At 48.5% G+C, this 16,149-nt stretch carries 15 protein-coding genes and 1 tRNA gene; 13 read left to right on the top strand and 3 right to left on the bottom strand.

All coding sequences use genetic code 11. The annotated features are described in order from the left end of the window. The first annotated feature begins 9 nt into the window (after nt 1–9). Nucleotides 10–321, top strand: a complete 312-nt coding sequence (locus H6F88_RS28230) for a hypothetical protein (RefSeq protein ID WP_190646139.1) — start codon at nt 10–12, stop codon at nt 319–321. An 85-nt stretch (nt 322–406) separates the two neighbouring features. Here the strand turns inward: H6F88_RS28230 and H6F88_RS28235 are convergent, their stop codons facing one another. Then, a complete protein-coding gene (locus H6F88_RS28235) occupies nt 407–703 on the bottom strand; it encodes a hypothetical protein (RefSeq protein WP_190646140.1) in 297 nt (98 codons plus the stop codon). A 740-nt stretch (nt 704–1,443) separates the two neighbouring features. Between H6F88_RS28235 and H6F88_RS28240 the strand changes: the two genes are divergently transcribed. Beyond that, nucleotides 1,444–1,713: a hypothetical protein gene (locus H6F88_RS28240; RefSeq protein ID WP_190646141.1), complete on the top strand. Its 270-nt coding sequence runs from the start codon at nt 1,444–1,446 to the stop codon at nt 1,711–1,713. 15 nt (nt 1,714–1,728) lie between these two features. Continuing rightward, on the top strand, nt 1,729–2,334 hold the full coding sequence (locus H6F88_RS28245; protein WP_190646142.1) for a Uma2 family endonuclease: 606 nt from the start codon (nt 1,729–1,731) through the stop codon (nt 2,332–2,334). A 30-nt stretch (nt 2,335–2,364) separates the two neighbouring features. Here the strand turns inward: H6F88_RS28245 and H6F88_RS32875 are convergent, their stop codons facing one another. Continuing rightward, a complete protein-coding gene (locus H6F88_RS32875) occupies nt 2,365–3,363 on the bottom strand; it encodes a lysozyme (RefSeq protein WP_199333839.1) in 999 nt (332 codons plus the stop codon). Nucleotides 3,364–3,572: 209 nt separating this feature from the next. Here H6F88_RS32875 and rdgB point away from each other — a divergent pair, with 209 nt between their 5' ends. The 4 genes from rdgB to H6F88_RS28270 all read left to right on the top strand — a co-directional run bounded on the left by rdgB (nt 3,573) and on the right by H6F88_RS28270 (nt 8,778). Beyond that, nucleotides 3,573–4,172: an RdgB/HAM1 family non-canonical purine NTP pyrophosphatase gene (rdgB, locus tag H6F88_RS28255; protein ID WP_190646143.1), complete on the top strand. Its 600-nt coding sequence runs from the start codon at nt 3,573–3,575 to the stop codon at nt 4,170–4,172. A gap of 110 nt (nt 4,173–4,282) precedes the next feature. Continuing rightward, nucleotides 4,283–4,363, top strand: a tRNA-Leu gene (locus H6F88_RS28260). A gap of 138 nt (nt 4,364–4,501) precedes the next feature. After that, nucleotides 4,502–5,131: a chorismate lyase gene (locus H6F88_RS28265; RefSeq protein WP_190646144.1), complete on the top strand. Its 630-nt coding sequence runs from the start codon at nt 4,502–4,504 to the stop codon at nt 5,129–5,131. Nucleotides 5,132–5,601: 470 nt separating this feature from the next. Further along, entirely contained in the window at nt 5,602–8,778 is a 3,177-nt protein-coding gene (locus H6F88_RS28270) for an EAL domain-containing protein (RefSeq protein ID WP_190646145.1), read from the top strand. A gap of 10 nt (nt 8,779–8,788) precedes the next feature. On the opposite strand, the gene pheS is transcribed toward H6F88_RS28270, so the two are convergent. Beyond that, nucleotides 8,789–9,790 (bottom strand): phenylalanine--tRNA ligase subunit alpha, encoded by a 1,002-nt coding sequence (gene pheS, locus H6F88_RS28275; protein ID WP_190646146.1) that lies wholly within the window; start codon nt 9,788–9,790, stop codon nt 8,789–8,791. 105 nt (nt 9,791–9,895) lie between these two features. Here pheS and surE point away from each other — a divergent pair, with 105 nt between their 5' ends. The 6 genes from surE to fbp all read left to right on the top strand — a co-directional run bounded on the left by surE (nt 9,896) and on the right by fbp (nt 16,111). Then, nucleotides 9,896–10,735, top strand: coding sequence for a 5'/3'-nucleotidase SurE (gene surE, locus H6F88_RS28280; protein WP_190646147.1), 840 nt, complete (start codon nt 9,896–9,898; stop codon nt 10,733–10,735). 285 nt (nt 10,736–11,020) lie between these two features. Continuing rightward, the gene (locus H6F88_RS28285; protein ID WP_190646148.1) at nt 11,021–12,016 is read left to right on the top strand and encodes an MBL fold metallo-hydrolase; all 996 of its coding nucleotides are present in this window, start codon (nt 11,021–11,023) and stop codon (nt 12,014–12,016) included. Between the two features lie 69 nt (nt 12,017–12,085). Continuing rightward, nucleotides 12,086–13,063: a bifunctional riboflavin kinase/FAD synthetase gene (locus H6F88_RS28290; protein WP_190646149.1), complete on the top strand. Its 978-nt coding sequence runs from the start codon at nt 12,086–12,088 to the stop codon at nt 13,061–13,063. 110 nt (nt 13,064–13,173) lie between these two features. After that, nucleotides 13,174–14,082, top strand: coding sequence for a MoxR family ATPase (locus H6F88_RS28295; protein ID WP_190646150.1), 909 nt, complete (start codon nt 13,174–13,176; stop codon nt 14,080–14,082). A 136-nt stretch (nt 14,083–14,218) separates the two neighbouring features. Further along, the gene (locus tag H6F88_RS28300; RefSeq protein WP_190646151.1) at nt 14,219–14,806 is read left to right on the top strand and encodes a type II secretion system protein; all 588 of its coding nucleotides are present in this window, start codon (nt 14,219–14,221) and stop codon (nt 14,804–14,806) included. Between the two features lie 225 nt (nt 14,807–15,031). Further along, nucleotides 15,032–16,111, top strand: a complete 1,080-nt coding sequence (fbp, locus tag H6F88_RS28305; RefSeq protein ID WP_190646152.1) for a class 1 fructose-bisphosphatase — start codon at nt 15,032–15,034, stop codon at nt 16,109–16,111. Nucleotides 16,112–16,149: the final 38 nt, after the last annotated feature.

A 16,149-nucleotide genomic window follows, 5' to 3' on the forward strand; every position in this document is an offset into this window, starting at 1 on the left:
ACTAATTTAATGGCTCAATATAGCCTAAACCAAAATTCTCAACTCATGATTGATGATAGTTGTACTGATTCAGCAGAAAGTTTTCAGAGAGCCTATGAGGATGTTGAAGGATATGTGCGCTGGTTGCAGGAAAGCCTTATCTTAGGGGAACCTATAGATTACAAGCTTCAAACTCAAACAAATTTTTCCAAAAATTCTTATGTAGAAGCGTTTGGATTTATTAGAAAAAGCATCCTTTCAGATGAACTTTCTGAAGATGTGATTAAAGAGTTACGTCTTTATTTGGATTACCTTATTAATTATTTTATTTATTTTAATTAATAAGCAGCTTTAGAAATTAAAGTAATAGATGAGCGAATCGCTAAACGCGGCATGAGACCGATTCGCTATCACACCACGTTTGAGGTCATTCATCTTTTTCATAAAAAATAGCTTCATCTACTATTGATACAGAGTTTAAGCTTATAGTGTGTCGAACTTGAGTGATAGTTTCTGTTAGATCTGTATCTCTATCAAATGTGTCAAGAGCATTTTGGAGTTGACTATCTAGTTCTTCTGTTTCATGCTTAAATCCAGGACGAGGAAAGCGTCTTTTATTCCAGGGACACTCTGGCTCCCTTAGAGGACAGCTTGGCACTTGCTGAAGATAAACAGTACAATCCTCTTCATCTAAAGGGCAGTATGGCATTCTTTGAATTTCCAAAACAAGGCTCTTTCCCTTATTCGGACAGGAAGCTACTTGTCAGGAAATTCACTGACCCCGATTTAATTTTGTGGCTATTGTCGTTGCTGTGTCCTTTGCTTCTTTAATTGATTCACTTAGCTTTTTATCTTGCTCACAATTAAACTCAACTTGTTCAAATGAGTCTTGGAGACTCTGTAAATTCTCTTTGAAATCTTTGAGCGGAAAGCTCTCTTGCCTGTCCATTAAAATACTGATCCATTACTACTCTTTCACCTTCTTCTTGCAGTAGGGTGTGAATCAGGAAAGGATAAGTTTAATTTTGGGAGTCAGTACGTGCTCCTGTATAGACTTGATTCTTAGGTATTCCAAATAATAGTTTTAACCACAGAGCTAGTGATGCGATATGGGCTAGGCATAGCTGCAACCTACTAAAATAGGTCCTAAATCAACCAATAGACCTTGCCCATGAGTAGAATTGCTTGCAGTATGGGGTGAGTGTTTGGTCTGCAGTGGTTTTGCCGTTGGGCGAAATCATCGCCAGTGACAGTAACGACGGCACAATGCGACTATGGCATGGAGGCACTTGGTGAGACTGGCTAGAACTTTGCTGTAACTGTATTCGCTATCATCCTTACTTCACCAACTCTACCCCTGAGGAGGCAAGAGCAGCCTGTGAGGTTTACCGCAAGTGGGTCTGGGAGAAGGACGGGGAGACTGAAGCATAACCTGCTCTGGCAGTCATACAAAAATTTTCTGTCATGGTTGCAGAAGTTTTTGTCTTGATGACAGAAGTTTCTGACATGGTTACAAAAGTTTCTGTCATGACAACAAAAGTTTCTGTCATGACAACAGATTCTCCGTTCCTGACGACAGAAGTTTCTGTCGTGACGGCAAAAACTTTTGTCGTGACAACAGCTTGTTCATTTATGACGACAGCAAATCCTGGTGCTGCTACATATTCAATGCAACAAAATGTAGATCTAGTGGGTTACGCTGGCGCTAAAACGCACTCTACAGAATTTTACTGATTGCAGGGGTTTCACGTGGCTTACATCTCCTCCAAAACGATTACGTTTGAAGACTTCCTCGCTCAATATGGCGACAACCCTCGCTACGAACTCGCTGACGGAGAATTAATCGACATGGAACCAACTGGTCCTCACGAAACCGTTGGCGGTAAACTAGCAACCCAAATTGGCATCGCTATCACAGCTGCACAATTTCCCTGGTTCATTCCTCGTACTTGCCTGATTCACCCTTTTTCCGATATCGCCACTGCTCGTCGCCCCGACATTGTGGTGCTTGACGAAGCTGTTCTGACTAGTGAGCCTCTCTGGGAACAAGAACCTGTGATTACGCTAGGGCGCTCGATCAAGCTCGTCGTCGAAATCGTCAGCACAAACTGGGAAACGGATTATGCCCGAAAAGTTGAAGAGTACGCGCTTCTAGGAATTCCTGAATATTGGATTGTAGACTATCGCGGTTTAGGTGGTGTTGCGTTCATTGGCAAGCCCAAGCAACCCACCTTCACGGTTTGTCAGCTCATCGGTGAAGAGTACCAGCAGACGCAATATCGCCTCGGTCAACTTATTCACTCTCCCCTTTTACCCAATCTTCAGCTACGGCTAGACGATATTCTCCCCCGTTAGTTTGGCGGCTGACGTACTCTTTCTATGCCTTCAATTTCTCTTCAAAAATAGGGCACGCTCCGCCTCTCTGCGCCGCACCAATCCTTGCAGTACCCTACCACCGCCTTTATTCCAAAGCAGCAGTTGATCCGCTGCGCTCTGATAGTTGCGTTGGTTAAGCAGCTTGAGCAGAGTCGATCGCTGAAATGCGCCAATGCCTACGTTGAAAGCAAAGCAAACTAAAGCACTGAATTGATTTGACGTAAGAGGCACTTTGACCATGTCACTGACTGCCCTCTCAAACCGCACTAGATCGCGCTGCAATAAGTCTTCGCCGCCTTGTTGGGTGATGCGATCGCCCATTCTCACTCCCAGCGTAGACCCATAGCCAATCGTCGGTACTCCCGCCGGACAAATATAAGCTTGGGGTCTGAACCCCTCAAAATGCTTAATCATATCCAACCCAGCCCGATTGATTTTGCCAGAAGTGCCAGAAGTTGGTGGGGGAGGTTGGGGTGGCTCAACCCCTTCAATCAAACAATGCCCTTTGTAGATATACCAGACGCTAGCATTGTTTAAAATTGGACCTTCAAAGCAAACCTTGAGATGTCCCTGAAGGTTCTCCCCCGGCACCTCGTAGGCGTAAGAGTGTAAGAAAATTCGACAGGGCGGTTTGGCAACTTTTTCGTTGGCAGCTAGCGCTTCTGCGGGCACTGGACGCCGCTTTAACAAGGTCGGTTTAGTAATTCTAAGCACCAGGGGTGGCTTTTCAGGCACCGGAGCAGGACTATTCTCAGTTCCTTCGATCAAGGAATGCTCCTTCGGCACGTACCAAACGCTAGAACCTTTGTATGGACCTGCGAGAAAGATCTTGAAGTGATTTTGCAGGTTTTCCCCTGGTACAGACTCCGCGTAGGATTCCAGCGGAATTCGGCAGGGTCCTTTGTCAACCGTCTCACTAACCGTAAGCTGATCCAACGGAGCAATGCGGCGTTTTAACACAGTTGGACGGGTGATTCTAAGTACCAGAGGAGTTGTAACGTTTGCCATAGGTAGAGCCAAGAATATGCTGTCATTTTAATCACACTTCACCGAGATGGAAAAGCATGGTGAGAATATGGGCTTTTAGGGTGGGGTGAGATACATTTTATAAGCTGTCATTCGTCGCTGGTTGTGTGTAGGGCTGGAATATAACCGAGCACCCAGGACTGATGACCAGTGACCCACACCCAACCTTCATTCAAAAATTTTGTAGGTTTATGGCACGACTAGTTGTAGCGACGGGTAATCCTGGCAAGCTCAAGGAAATGCAGGCATACCTGACTAGGCTCGATTTGGAGCTAGTCCTAAAGCCAGCAGAATTAGACATCGAAGAAACGGGGGAGACATTTGCTGAAAATGCCTGTCTGAAAGCATCACAAGTTGCAAAGGCGGTGGGAGAATGGGCGATCGCCGACGATTCTGGTTTAGCGGTCGATGCTTTGAATGGCGCACCGGGGTTATATTCTGCTCGCTATGGCAACTCTGACTCCGATCGGATTGAGCGATTGTTATCTGAATTAGGGGATACGCAAAGTCGACAGGCTCAGTTTATTTGTGTAGTGGCGATCGCCCGTCCTGATGGCTCAATTGCCGTGCAAACCGAAGGCATTTGTCCCGGAGAAATTCTTCATGCCCCTCGTGGCACGGGCGGGTTTGGCTACGACCCAATCTTTTACGTGCCAGGGCAGCAAATGACCTTTGCCGAGATGCCGCCTCAAACCAAACACGCGATCAGCCACAGAGGGCTAGCTTTTCAGCAGCTATTGCCAAAGCTATCGCAAGGCGGGACAGACTTTTTTGAGCAATATGAGCAATAGATGCGAGACACGATATACAAGAGGTAGCTTTATGGTTTATGCTTAGAAGCTGGAACCGGTAGCTAGCTTGTCAGAGCAATTCGAAAAGTTAGCTGGTGGTATTCAGACCTGCGGATGTGGCGGAATTGGTATACGCGCACGTTTGAGGGGCGTGTGGCTTTGCCTTGCGAGTTCGAGTCTCGCCATCCGCATTACCAAAACTTTCAATACGTCTCCGAAGATCAGGGCCAGCAAACTGGGAAGCTAGATCATCGGATTGTGATTTCGATCTGTAAGTTCTCCGCGAGAGGATTTATGATGAATAGGAAGATAAAGTTTTGTAAACAAAATTGACTCAAGCCTTTCAACCGACCAGAGGTACAGCGGTTTCTACCGCGTGGCACAAGCTCGACTCTTCATGGCAAGGAGATGAAGTGGTCGTGCAGCGAGGACTTCCCCATGAACAACTGGCACCCGCCTGGCAAATGTTGCTTTTGGGTGACGGTTCACCAACTCGGCACCTACAGTTATTGACGGGTGAGCCAACCGAGGTAGACGTGATTGACATGTCTCTGATTGGCAACGACTTAGATCAGGCCCCTGACTTAATTCAAAGAGTTCCGGGTCCACGCTTGCGTCGTCAGGTTTGGCTACGAACGGCATCTGGGCAGCGGTTAGCCTATGCCACTTCCTGGTGGGAAGCAAGCCACGTAGATGAATATTTGCAAAATCGATCGCTACCCATTTGGGCAAGCCTAACTCGCCTGCGAACAGAGCTACATCGCGATGTGCAGGGAATTCATTATGGTTACTCAACGGCTCTAGAACTCGCTTTTGAGCAGAAAGGTCCTTTTTGGGGTCGTTACTACCTGTTTTGGCATCACGGGCAGCCACTAACGCTAATTTATGAAGTTTTTTCGCCCTATCTAGCGAAATATTTGGGCAATATTCGAAGCGGCAGTGGCTCTAACTCCCTCTAAACAGTTCAAAACAGTCCTCGTTCAGAGATTCTCTGGAAGAGAGGTAGAAAATGCTGTATTCAAATGGGCCCTACAGCGTTAGGAGTTGTTTGTGTCCGTGGAGTACTTTTAAGAGTACTTTTTAGAAATATTATTTTCTAAATAGTCCGGATTCGGAGAAGGGCTCTGTGCTGTGCCAGTTTTGTCTAGACGTGTATCTGGGCAATCTATCAGAGCAACACATTGAGCTTACAGTCCTTTTCTATCTAGACCTACCTTTAGGAGGCTGGGAAGTCTTTTATAACTCTAAATTGGGTAGGTTGAGCGCTTTAAGTTACATCTGTTGCACTCTATCCTCCTTACTTATTCACTTCCTTCATTTCCTGATATTCACCTACTGAGATTCATATTGTTTCCCCATACCAAACGGTTCTCGTTAGATCGATTTGGCTATTTCGTGCTTACCTTGCCACTAATTCATTGTTGAGATAATGACCGCGAAAGAAAGGAGGCGAACGATTGATCTGGGTGCTACGACTGCCCATTTGCTGCAAACATTAACGCTTTCGATTGGGGCTTCTCCCGATTTTGAAACAGCACTCGAAGTTGTTTTGCAGCAGGTTTGTCGGCTCACAGATTGGGCCTTGGCAGAAGCCTGGATTCCTGATGTTAAAGCAGAGGTGCTGACCTGTAGCCCAATTTGGCATAGCAGCAGCACGTCTCAGGCAATCCTCCAGTTTCGGAAGTTTAGTGAAACGCTGACTTTTCCACTCACAGTTGGGTTACCAGGTCGGGTTTGGAGTAGCCAGCAGCCAGAGTGGGATTCTGATGTTTCCTGGCAGACTGAAACTGCTTTTCCACGGGTGGAGTTGGCGATCGCCGCTGGCTTAAGGTCAGGTTTAGGAATTCCAGTCGTTGCAGATGGACGAGTTCTTGCTGTGCTGGTGTTTTTCATGCAAGATTCTCGTCAGGAAGACTGGCAGTTAGTGAAGCTGGTGCGGGCGATCGCTGCTCCTCTGGGAATGCTGATGCAGCTCAAGCAAACCGAAAAGAATCTTCAAGAGAAAGAAGAATTTCTGCGCTTGCTGTTGGACAATATCTTGCCAAAAATTTTCTGGAAAGATCGAAACTTTGTTTATCAGGGCTGTAATCGTAAATGGGCGGAGGCGCGAGGAATAAGCGACCCCAAAGATGTTGTGGGCTTAACGGATTACGATTTTCCCTCCTTGACGGAAGCAGCAAGCTACGTTGAGGAAGACCGTCAGGTGATAGAAACAGGCACCCCAATATTGCGTCTGGTTGAATCTGAAATTTGTCTGGACGGACAGCAAATTTGGCAAGAGGTCAGCAAAATTCCAATTCGCAATGCGGTAGGTGAGGTGATCGGGCTACTGGGAACGATCGAAGACATCACCGAGCGTTGCAGAGTTGAGGAGGCATTGAAACAGGCTGAGCAAAAATATCGCAGTATTTTTGAAAATGCCGTTGAAGGAATTTTTCAATCTTCGATTGATGGTCAGTACCTGACGGTTAACCCAATGCTGACTCGGATCTACGGTTATGACTCGGTGGAGCAGTTAATCGACAGCCTCACGGATATTCAGCATCAACTCTATGTCAATCCTGATCGCCGCACTGAATTTATCCGGTTGTTGCAAGAACAGGATGTCGTGCGCGGGTTTGAATCTGAAATATATCGGCGAGACGGCAACAAAATCTGGATCTTAGAAAACGCTCGGGCGATTCGAGATGCGGAGGGACAACTGCTGGGCTGTGAAGGCACCGTAGAGGATATTACTGAGCGCAAACGGGCTGAGGTTGCGCTGCATCGGCGCGATAGTTTGCTTCAAGGTGTTGCAGATGCAACGCATTATCTGCTGACCAACTCAGACTGCGAACAGGCGATCGCCCAATCTCTTACTGCTTTGGGCACTGCGGCTCAGGTTGACCGGGTTTATATTTTTGAGAATCATGCTCATCCTCAAACGGGCGAAACTGCGATAAGTACTCGGTTTGAGTGGACTCGCCCAGAGATTCCTCCAATTTTGCATCAGTCGCGCTGGCAAAATTTGCCCTACATCAGTTCTGGGCTAGGTCGCTGGTATCGAACCCTGGCAGCGGGTCAGTCAATTGCCGGCATCGTCCGCTTTCTCCCCCCCGCAGAGCAAAAGCTGCTGAGCCAGGAGAAAATTCTATCTATGCTGATGGTGCCGATCTTCGTAGAGGAAAAGTTTTGGGGCTACATTGGGCTAGATGATTGCCACTCAGAGCGGGAGTGGTCAAAGAATGAAGAGTCGATCTTGATGGCGATCGCTGCCAGCATCGGAGCCGTTTTACAGCGCCGTTGGACAGAAGATATGATTCGCTATCAAGCGTTTCATGACTTGCTGACGGGCTTGCCCAACCGCATTTTATTTGGCGATCGCCTGGAGCAAGCGATTACTCAGGCACAACTGCATCAAAGCATGATCGCGGTGATGTTTCTCGATCTAGATCGGTTCAAAACCATTAACGACACCCTGGGACATGCAATTGGCGACCAGCTTCTCCAAGACTCTTCCCAGCGTTTGATTAGTTGTATTAGGGAAAGCGATATTGTTGCCCGGTGGGGAGGGGATGAGTTCACTCTGCTGTTGCCCCAAGTGACCTGTGCTGAAGATGCTGCTCAGATTGCTCAGCGCATTCTTGAGGTGATGCAGCCAGCTTTTAACCTGGAAGGACACGAACTTTATGTGACTAGCAGTATTGGCATTGCGATTTCTCCCCAAGATGGTACAGATGCCCAATCGCTACTCAAAAACGCGGATGCTGCGCTTTATCGCGCCAAAGATCAAGGACGCAACAATTACCAGTTTTATACGGCGGCGATTAGTTCTGAGGTGTCTGAGCTGCTGATTCTAGACAACAGCCTGCATCGTGCGCTTGAGCGGCAAGAGTTTGTCATCTACTACCAGCCTCAAATCAACGTCTGCACAGGCCAAATCACCCAAATGGAAGCGCTGCTGCGGTGGCAGCATCCGGATTTAGGCATTATTCCTCCTCAAAAATTTATTGGTTTGGCAGAAGAAAATGGCTTGATTATTCCGATTGGAGAATGGGTACTGCAAGTTGCCTGTGCTCAGTGCAAAATTTGGCAGGCAATGAATTTACCCCCAGTTCGGATGGCTGTTAACCTTTCGGTGCGCCAGTTTCAACAGCCTCAACTCACAGAGAAAATCATGGAAGTTCTCCAGACTAGCGAACTCAGTCCTGCACTGCTTGAGCTAGAAATTACTGAAACTGCAGCTATGGGAAATATCGACTTCAGTATCGGTATGCTGCATGAGCTGAGGGCAATGGGAGTTCGCATCTCAATGGATGATTTCGGCACGGGCTATTCGTCGCTTAGCTACCTGAAGAAATTTCCGCTCGATACACTCAAGATCGATCGCTCTTTCATTCAAGATCTGACAGACAATCCCGAAGATGTTGCCATCATCACGGCGATCATTGCGTTAGGGCAAGGACTCAAGCTGTCAGTCGTGGCGGAAGGGGTGGAGACTGAGAGCCAGATGAACTGCTTGCGATCGCTCCATTGTCGAGAGATGCAAGGCTATTGGCTCAGTCCACCCCTAGATGCTCAAGCTGCCACCCAATTCCTCCAAACGCACCTGCAAACTGCGCCCTAGAACTGTCGCCCTAGAACTGTCGCAAAAATCTCAGGTCACTGGTGTACAAACGGCGAATATCATCCAACTGGTGCAGCACCATTGCAAATCGCTCTACGCCAAAGCCTGCCGCAAACCCTGTATAAACTTCAGGGTCATAGCCCACAGCTTTCAGCACGTTTGGGTCGACCATGCCACAGCCCAACACCTCCAGCCAACGACCCCGCCACCGCACGTCCACCTCAGCAGATGGCTCTGTGAATGGGAAAAAGCTAGGACGAAAGCGAATTTCTACATCACCAAACATTGACTCCAGGAAGATTTTGATCGTGCCCTTCAGGTCGGTGAAAGTCAGCCCTTCGTCAACAGCCAAAATTTCGAGCTGGTGAAACACGGCAGAATGAGTTGCATCAACCGTATCTCGCCGATAAACACGTCCCGGAGCTGCTACCCGAATGGGCGGATCGTTGGCTTCCATGTAGCGAATTTGCACCGATGAGGTATGGGTTCGCAGCAGATTGCCATCGGGTAGGTAAAAGGTATCCTGCATGTCACGGGCAGGATGGTCAGCGGGAGTGTTCAGCGCTTCAAAGTTGTAATAGTCGGTTTCCATTTCCGGGCCTTGGGCTACGGTATAGCCCAAACCCACCAGCACATCTAGCGATCGCTCAATCGTACTAGTCAAGGGATGGATATGTCCCTGCGGTATGTACACCCCTGGCATCGTTACATCCAGGGTTTCAGTTTCTAGTTGGGCTTCAATTTGGGCTGCTTGCAGGGCTGTCCGTCTCTGCTCAAGGGCTGCTTGCAGCGCTTCCTTGACTTCATTCGCCAGAGCCCCAATGCGGGGGCGCTCCGCCGCATCCAGTCTGCCCATATTGCCCAATACCTGAGGAAGCTGTCCCTTTTTGCCCAGATATTTAATCCGCAGTGGCTCAAGTTGCTCCAGAGTTTCGGCAGTGGCGATCGCCTGCTGAGCTTCTTGGCGCAAAGTTGCTAGTTGAGACTCAAGCTCGCTAAGCTGTGTGGTCATGCTCGTAGTGGCCTAAGGTAATCGTCAAAATAGTCATGCGGACAAGGGCTGGGATACGATGCCAGCATACCTCAGTCTATCTCTTTAATTATCACAAGTGACTGCATGAACCTGCTGATTAGTAATGACGACGGCATCTTTGCCCAAGGCATTCGTACCCTCGCAAATACCCTAGCAGCCGCTGGGCATCAAGTTACAGTCGTTTGTCCCGATCGCGAACGCTCAGCCACTGGGCACGGCTTGACCATTCATGACCCCATTCGGGTAGAGGCAATCGATTCAATTTTTCACCCAACCGTGAGAGCCTGGGCTTGTTCGGGCACCCCCTCTGACTGCGTCAAGCTAGCCCTGGGAGGACTAATGGATAGCCCCCCTGAGATCGTTTTGTCAGGGATCAATCATGGCTCTAACTTAGGAACGGATGTGCTTTATTCCGGTACAGTCTCCGCTGCAATGGAAGGACTGATAGAGGGGATTCCCAGCATCGCTTTTAGTCTAGCTAGTTCTTCTACTCAAGACTTTCAGCCTGCTGCGAATTTTGCTCAAACCCTAGTCGATCGCATCTCCAGACAACCCTTGCCTTCCGCTATGCTGCTCAATGTCAATATTCCAGCAGTTCGTCAGCAAGACATTATCGGGGTTGCACTGACTCGTCAAGGAATCCGCCGCTATTTCGATACGTTTGAAAAGCGGATCGATCCTAGAGGCAAAACCTATTACTGGCTGGCTGGAGAGCTAATCGAAGAAATTTCTGAACCGGATCAGATAACTACAATGGCGGGTGTACCTGACCTTAATCTAGAGTGGGCAAATCAAACAATGACTGATGTACAGGCAATTCGTCAAAATTACATCACAGTCACACCACTCCAGTACAACTTAACGTGTAAGCTAGGACTAGCAAATTTGAAGGATTGGCAGCTAAATTTTTTCAAAAATCCCTGAATCGGGTGATTGATTTGGTAGATATTATGAGTTCTCAAGATTGATAGTGAGAAAACAGTCTAAACTAGAAGCAGTAGGCAGCAGTCCGACCGGGTTGAAGTACCTGTCTGCTGGTTTAGAAACCTTGGGCGTGGGTGCTTCGTAAAGTTTTCTACCAATCTGCAACAGAGGTTATGTTCCCAGGGCAGTGTCTACAAGATCTGGGTTAACTAGGATTTAAGGTTGTGGACGCTTGGAATCGAAACTCATCTTTTGAGACTCGGTGGAATCCAGAAAGAGATACTCATGTCTAACATGCAAGACCAATTTACAGTTCATTTCTGGGGTGTGAGAGGAAGCATTGCCTGCCCAGGGGCAGAGACGGTACGCTATGGCGGCAACACGTCTTGTGTAGAAATGCGGGTTGGTGGTCATCGCCTCATTTTTGACGGCGGAACGGGTCTGCGAGTGTTAGGGCAAACCCTTCTCCGAGAAATGCCGCTTGAGGCGTACATGTTCTTCACCCACTCGCATTGGGATCACATTCAGGGGTTCCCGTTCTGCGTCCCAGCTTTTATTAGGGGCAATCGTTTTCACATCTATGGAGCAGTCGCGCCCAACGGTTCCACTATTGAGCAGCGGTTAAACGACCAGATGCTTCACCCCAACTTTCCGGTGCCGCTGCAAATAATGGGGGCTGAGCTGGAATTTAACGATATTGCGGTGGGCGAGCCCGTCCAGATTGACGATATTCTCGTCGAAAACGCACTGCTCAATCACCCCGGTGAGGCAGTCGGCTATCGAGTGAACTGGCGGGGGTGTGTGGCAGCTTACGTTACCGATACTGAACATTTCCCCGATCGCCTCGATCCGAATGTCCTGTGGCTGGCGCACGAAGCCGACATTTTGATTTACGACGCAACCTACACCGATGAGGAATATTACTCTGAGAAGTCGAGTAAGGTTGGCTGGGGACATTCAACCTGGCAAGAAGCTGTCAAAGTGGCGAAGGCTGCGAACGTTAAAAAGCTGGTAATCTTCCACCACGATCCTTTGCATAGCGATGACTTTATGGATCGGGTGAAAGAGCAAACGGCTGAGCAATTTCCAAATAGCGTTGTCGCCTGGGAAGGTCTAGAGCTGTTGCTTACGCCTCCAGCAGTTGCGACTGATGCAAATGGGGACGGGGCTAATGCAAATTCAAATGGCTCTGAGGCTCATCATACCAATGGTTCGAGCAATAGTTCGATTGAGGCAGGGGCGATCGCTAGACCCGAAAAGCAAGTTTCTGCCCAAATCTAAGCCTCATTTTGGCTTCAAAAATTGCTTCAAAAGTTGGGCAACAAGTAGATGTATGTCAGAATGTAAAGCGTGTGGATCACTTCTTCTCTGACTACAGCTAAATCTCCAACTCTCGTTGCTCTGGGAAATTTTGATGGTGTGCACCGAGGGCACCAGCAGGTTATCCAACCTATCTTGTCTGCTGCCTTAGCTGCACCCGAGACAGGGCGTCCTACGGTCGTCACCTTTCGCCCCCACCCTCAAGAGTTTTTTTCGGGACAAAGCCGTCCTCTGCTCACTCCTCTGGACGAAAAGGCATCCTATCTAAGCAAGTTAGGGGTTGAGCAGCTAGTTTTGCTGCCTTTTGATCGAGCGCTGGCTGATTTGACTCCTGAGCAATTTGTTGAAACGGTTCTAGTACAGCATTTGCAGGCTCGGCAGGTTAGTGTGGGGGAGGATTTTTGTTTTGGACGCAAGCGATCAGGAACAGCAACAGATTTGCAGGCGATCGCCACTCCCTTCAACATTCAGGTACAAGTCGTTCCCCTTCACACTGCGGAGGGGGAGCGAATTAGCAGTTCTGCAATTCGTCAGGCGCTTCAAGAAGGGAACCTCGCCAAAGCCAATCAGCTTCTAGGCAGACCGTACAGCCTGGTTGGTCAAGTCGTTGAAGGGCAGCAGCTAGGCAGAACGATTGGTTTTCCTACAGCTAACCTAAAACTTCCTGCTGAGAAGTTTTTACCGCGTCAGGGAGTCTACTGCGTTTGGGTTTACTTGTCTAAACCGACTGACCCTTCTGCATCCAATCACTTGGCACAGGCGCTACCTGGTGTGATGAATCTCGGTCATCGCCCTACCGTAGGCGGAGTTCAGCAAACCGTGGAAGTCCACCTGCTGGACTGGTCAGGCGACCTGTATGGGCAAACGTTAACCGTAAGCCTTGCAGAATTTTTGCGTCCAGAACAAAAATTTGCTTCCCTGGAAGAATTAAAGGCACAAATTCAGTCCGATTCCACAAGCGCTCGCTCTATCCTTGCTGCCGCTCCAGCTGCCTCTTCAGGAGTTTGATCAATTACAATCTCCTCGAAAGTAATACCTATTACAAAAATCCTGGACAGAGAGTAGTCGTTTAGGTTAGGCATAGATGGAATTTGGATTGTAGGGTATCTAACAGGTTTATGAGAGAGAGCATCGAGCGACTAACGCAAAATCTGGGGCGCACTATCGTTGGAAAAACGGATGCAATTCGGCTGGTGATGGTTGCTCTCTTATCGGGAGGACATGCTCTGCTCGAAGACGTGCCTGGGGTCGGTAAGACCCTATTGGCAAAGTCTCTGGCTCGCTCAATTGACGGCAAGTTTCAGCGCATTCAATGTACTCCTGACCTTTTGCCAACTGACGTGACAGGTACCAACATTTGGAACCCAAGTCGCGGTGAATTTGAATTTTTGCCAGGGCCAGTGTTTGCAAATATACTGCTGGCAGACGAAATTAATCGGGCAACGCCCCGTACTCAGTCAGCCTTATTAGAGGTAATGGAAGAACAGCAGGTAACAGTAGATGGCGTTTCTCGTGCTGTGCCTGCTCCTTTTTTTGTGATTGCAACCCAAAACCCAATTGAGTATCAGGGCACTTTCCCATTGCCCGAGGCCCAAATGGATCGCTTTGCAATCTCTCTCTCGTTGGGCTATCCCAGTGAGGTTGAAGAATTGCAGATGCTGCAACGGCTCAGCCATGATGTCACTCCTCAAGAATTGCAGCCTTGCGTTTCTCTGGAAGATATGAAAGCCCTTCGTCATCTTTGCATTCAAGTGAAAGTTGAAACCCACTTACAGCAATACATTCTTGATCTGGTGCGCTCAACTCGTCAGGATGAGGAAGTCATGCTGGGAGTGAGTCCGCGTGGCGCAGTCGCTCTACACCGAACCACTCAGGCATTGGCTTTTTTGGAGGGCCGAGATTACGCAATACCGGATGATGTTAAGTTTCTCGCGCCTCATGTTCTGTCGCATCGGTTAATCCCAACCGGGGGACGCAAGGCAAAAGCGGTAGTTGAGCGGCTGTTGCGTTCTGTATCGATTCCCTAGTGCGGCGTTAACAAAGCTGTAGCCATCCATTGTCATGGATTCGTAGGAATTACATCGTTACAAAAAAGAATGAATGGGAATGCTGAGGGTGATTCGCAAGTAAAGCTTGCAGTCTTACAGTCACCAGGGTGTTGTCATGAAAGTTGGTCGCCGCGCTGCGCTTTGTTTCCTGCAAAGAACTGAAGCTGTTGCTTCTAGAAAACAAACTCGGAAGCTGACTAGAGGGCACACCTTGCAAGAGCTTTTAGTAGTGGTTGCAATAATGGGAATCTTGGCAGCGATCGCCGCACCTTCCGGCCTCGCCCTCTATCACACTTCCCAGGTCAACACAGCCCGCAGTCAAGTTCACCAAATCATCCGTCAAGCGCAGCGTGAAGCGATTCGACATCGTGTCAGTTGGCAAGCAAGCTTTCGAGACGTTAACGGTACAGTACAGTGGGCTATCCATCCTGTTACAACGCTTCCAGCCTTAGCAAACTGGCAGAATTTAAACACGGGTGTACGAATTGATGTGGACGCCACAACCTTCGTGCCATCTAGCGGAATTTACAGAACTCAATTTAATCACAAAGGTCACGCAAATATTTTAGGGCGCTTAACCTTGTCTACTGTGACGAGCGGCGGCAAAATCAAACGATGTGCCGTCGTCTCTACCCTATTAGGAGCAGTAAGAGACGGACGTGGGCACCCTCGCCCCGATCAAAACGGTAGATATTGTTACTAAAAATCACAGATTTCATCCGATCAGGCTTTTAAGTTCTTGCCCAATCTCGCAAAACCGTAAGTTTTCCCCCAAGTTTCTATAGTTCGTCTAAAGTTCAGCCCCGTTCTAGAGATGCCTTCCTAAGATAGAAGATAAGGGCACTCAGGCATTGCAATATTGAAGGCATTCAACTGGTTGCCTGATTGCAGCTTGAACTACAAATGCAGACGCGGAGGAAGGAATTTTATGGCTGATGCGGAACAACCGTTAGCTCAGGCCCCGACCCAAGACCGCTCTCTCGATCGCGATTGCACCACTCTATCTCGTCACGTTTTGCAGCAGCTTCAGAGTTTTTCATCCGAAGCTCAGGATTTAAGTGCATTGATGACTCGGGTTGCGCTTGCCGCTAAGTTAATCGCCCGTCGCCTGACCAGAGCAGGGCTAGTTGAAGATGCGTTGGGTTTTACTGGACGGGTAAATGTGCAAGGAGAGTCCGTCAAAAAGATGGACGTTTATGCTAATCAGGTCTTCATTTCGGTCTTTGAGCAGAGCGGTTTGGTTTGCCGTCTAGCCTCTGAAGAGATGGAAAAGCCTTACTACATCCCTGAAAACTGTCCCGTTGGTCGCTACACTCTGCTTTATGACCCGATTGATGGTTCTTCCAACGTAGATATCAATCTGAATGTGGGAGCAATTTTTGCGATTCGCAGGCAGGAAGGCGAGGATCTTGACGAAACGGCTCAAGATTTGCTGCAAGATGGACGTGGACAAATCGCCGCAGGCTATGTGCTGTTCGGTCCCAGCACCATGTTGGTCTACTCCATTGGCAAAGGAGTTCACGCTTTTACCTTAGACCCCAGTTTGGGCGAATTTATTCTTTCCAGTGAAGACATTCGTATTCCTGAGCACGGCCCTGTTTATAGCGTGAACGAGGGCAATTTCTGGCAGTGGGATGAGTCGATTCGAGATTATATTCGCTACGTGCATCGGCATGAGGGCTATACAGCTCGCTATGGCGGAGCGCTAGTGGGAGATTTTCATCGAATTTTGTTTCAGGGTGGGGTGTTTCTCTATCCAGGGACAGTGAAAAAGCCAGAAGGAAAGCTGCGGCTGCTGTATGAGTCTGCGCCGTTAGCTTTTCTAGTGGAGCAGGCAGGCGGACGCGCCAGCACTGGTACTCAGGACATTCTGGATGTGATCCCCAAGCAGCTTCACGATCGCACCCCGCTGTTTATTGGCAGCAAGGAAGACGTTGCGCTGGTTGAATCTTTCATTCAGGAACGCGCAAGAGATCAGCAAGACCAAATGGCTGCTGCTCGATTGTGATAACTGAAGGAAATCGTTGAACAGAGCCGCTGGGTAAG

Origin of the sequence: Oculatella sp. FACHB-28 (assembly GCF_014696015.1) — a bacterium.
Lineage (GTDB): Bacteria > Cyanobacteriota > Cyanobacteriia > Elainellales > Elainellaceae > JAAUTN01.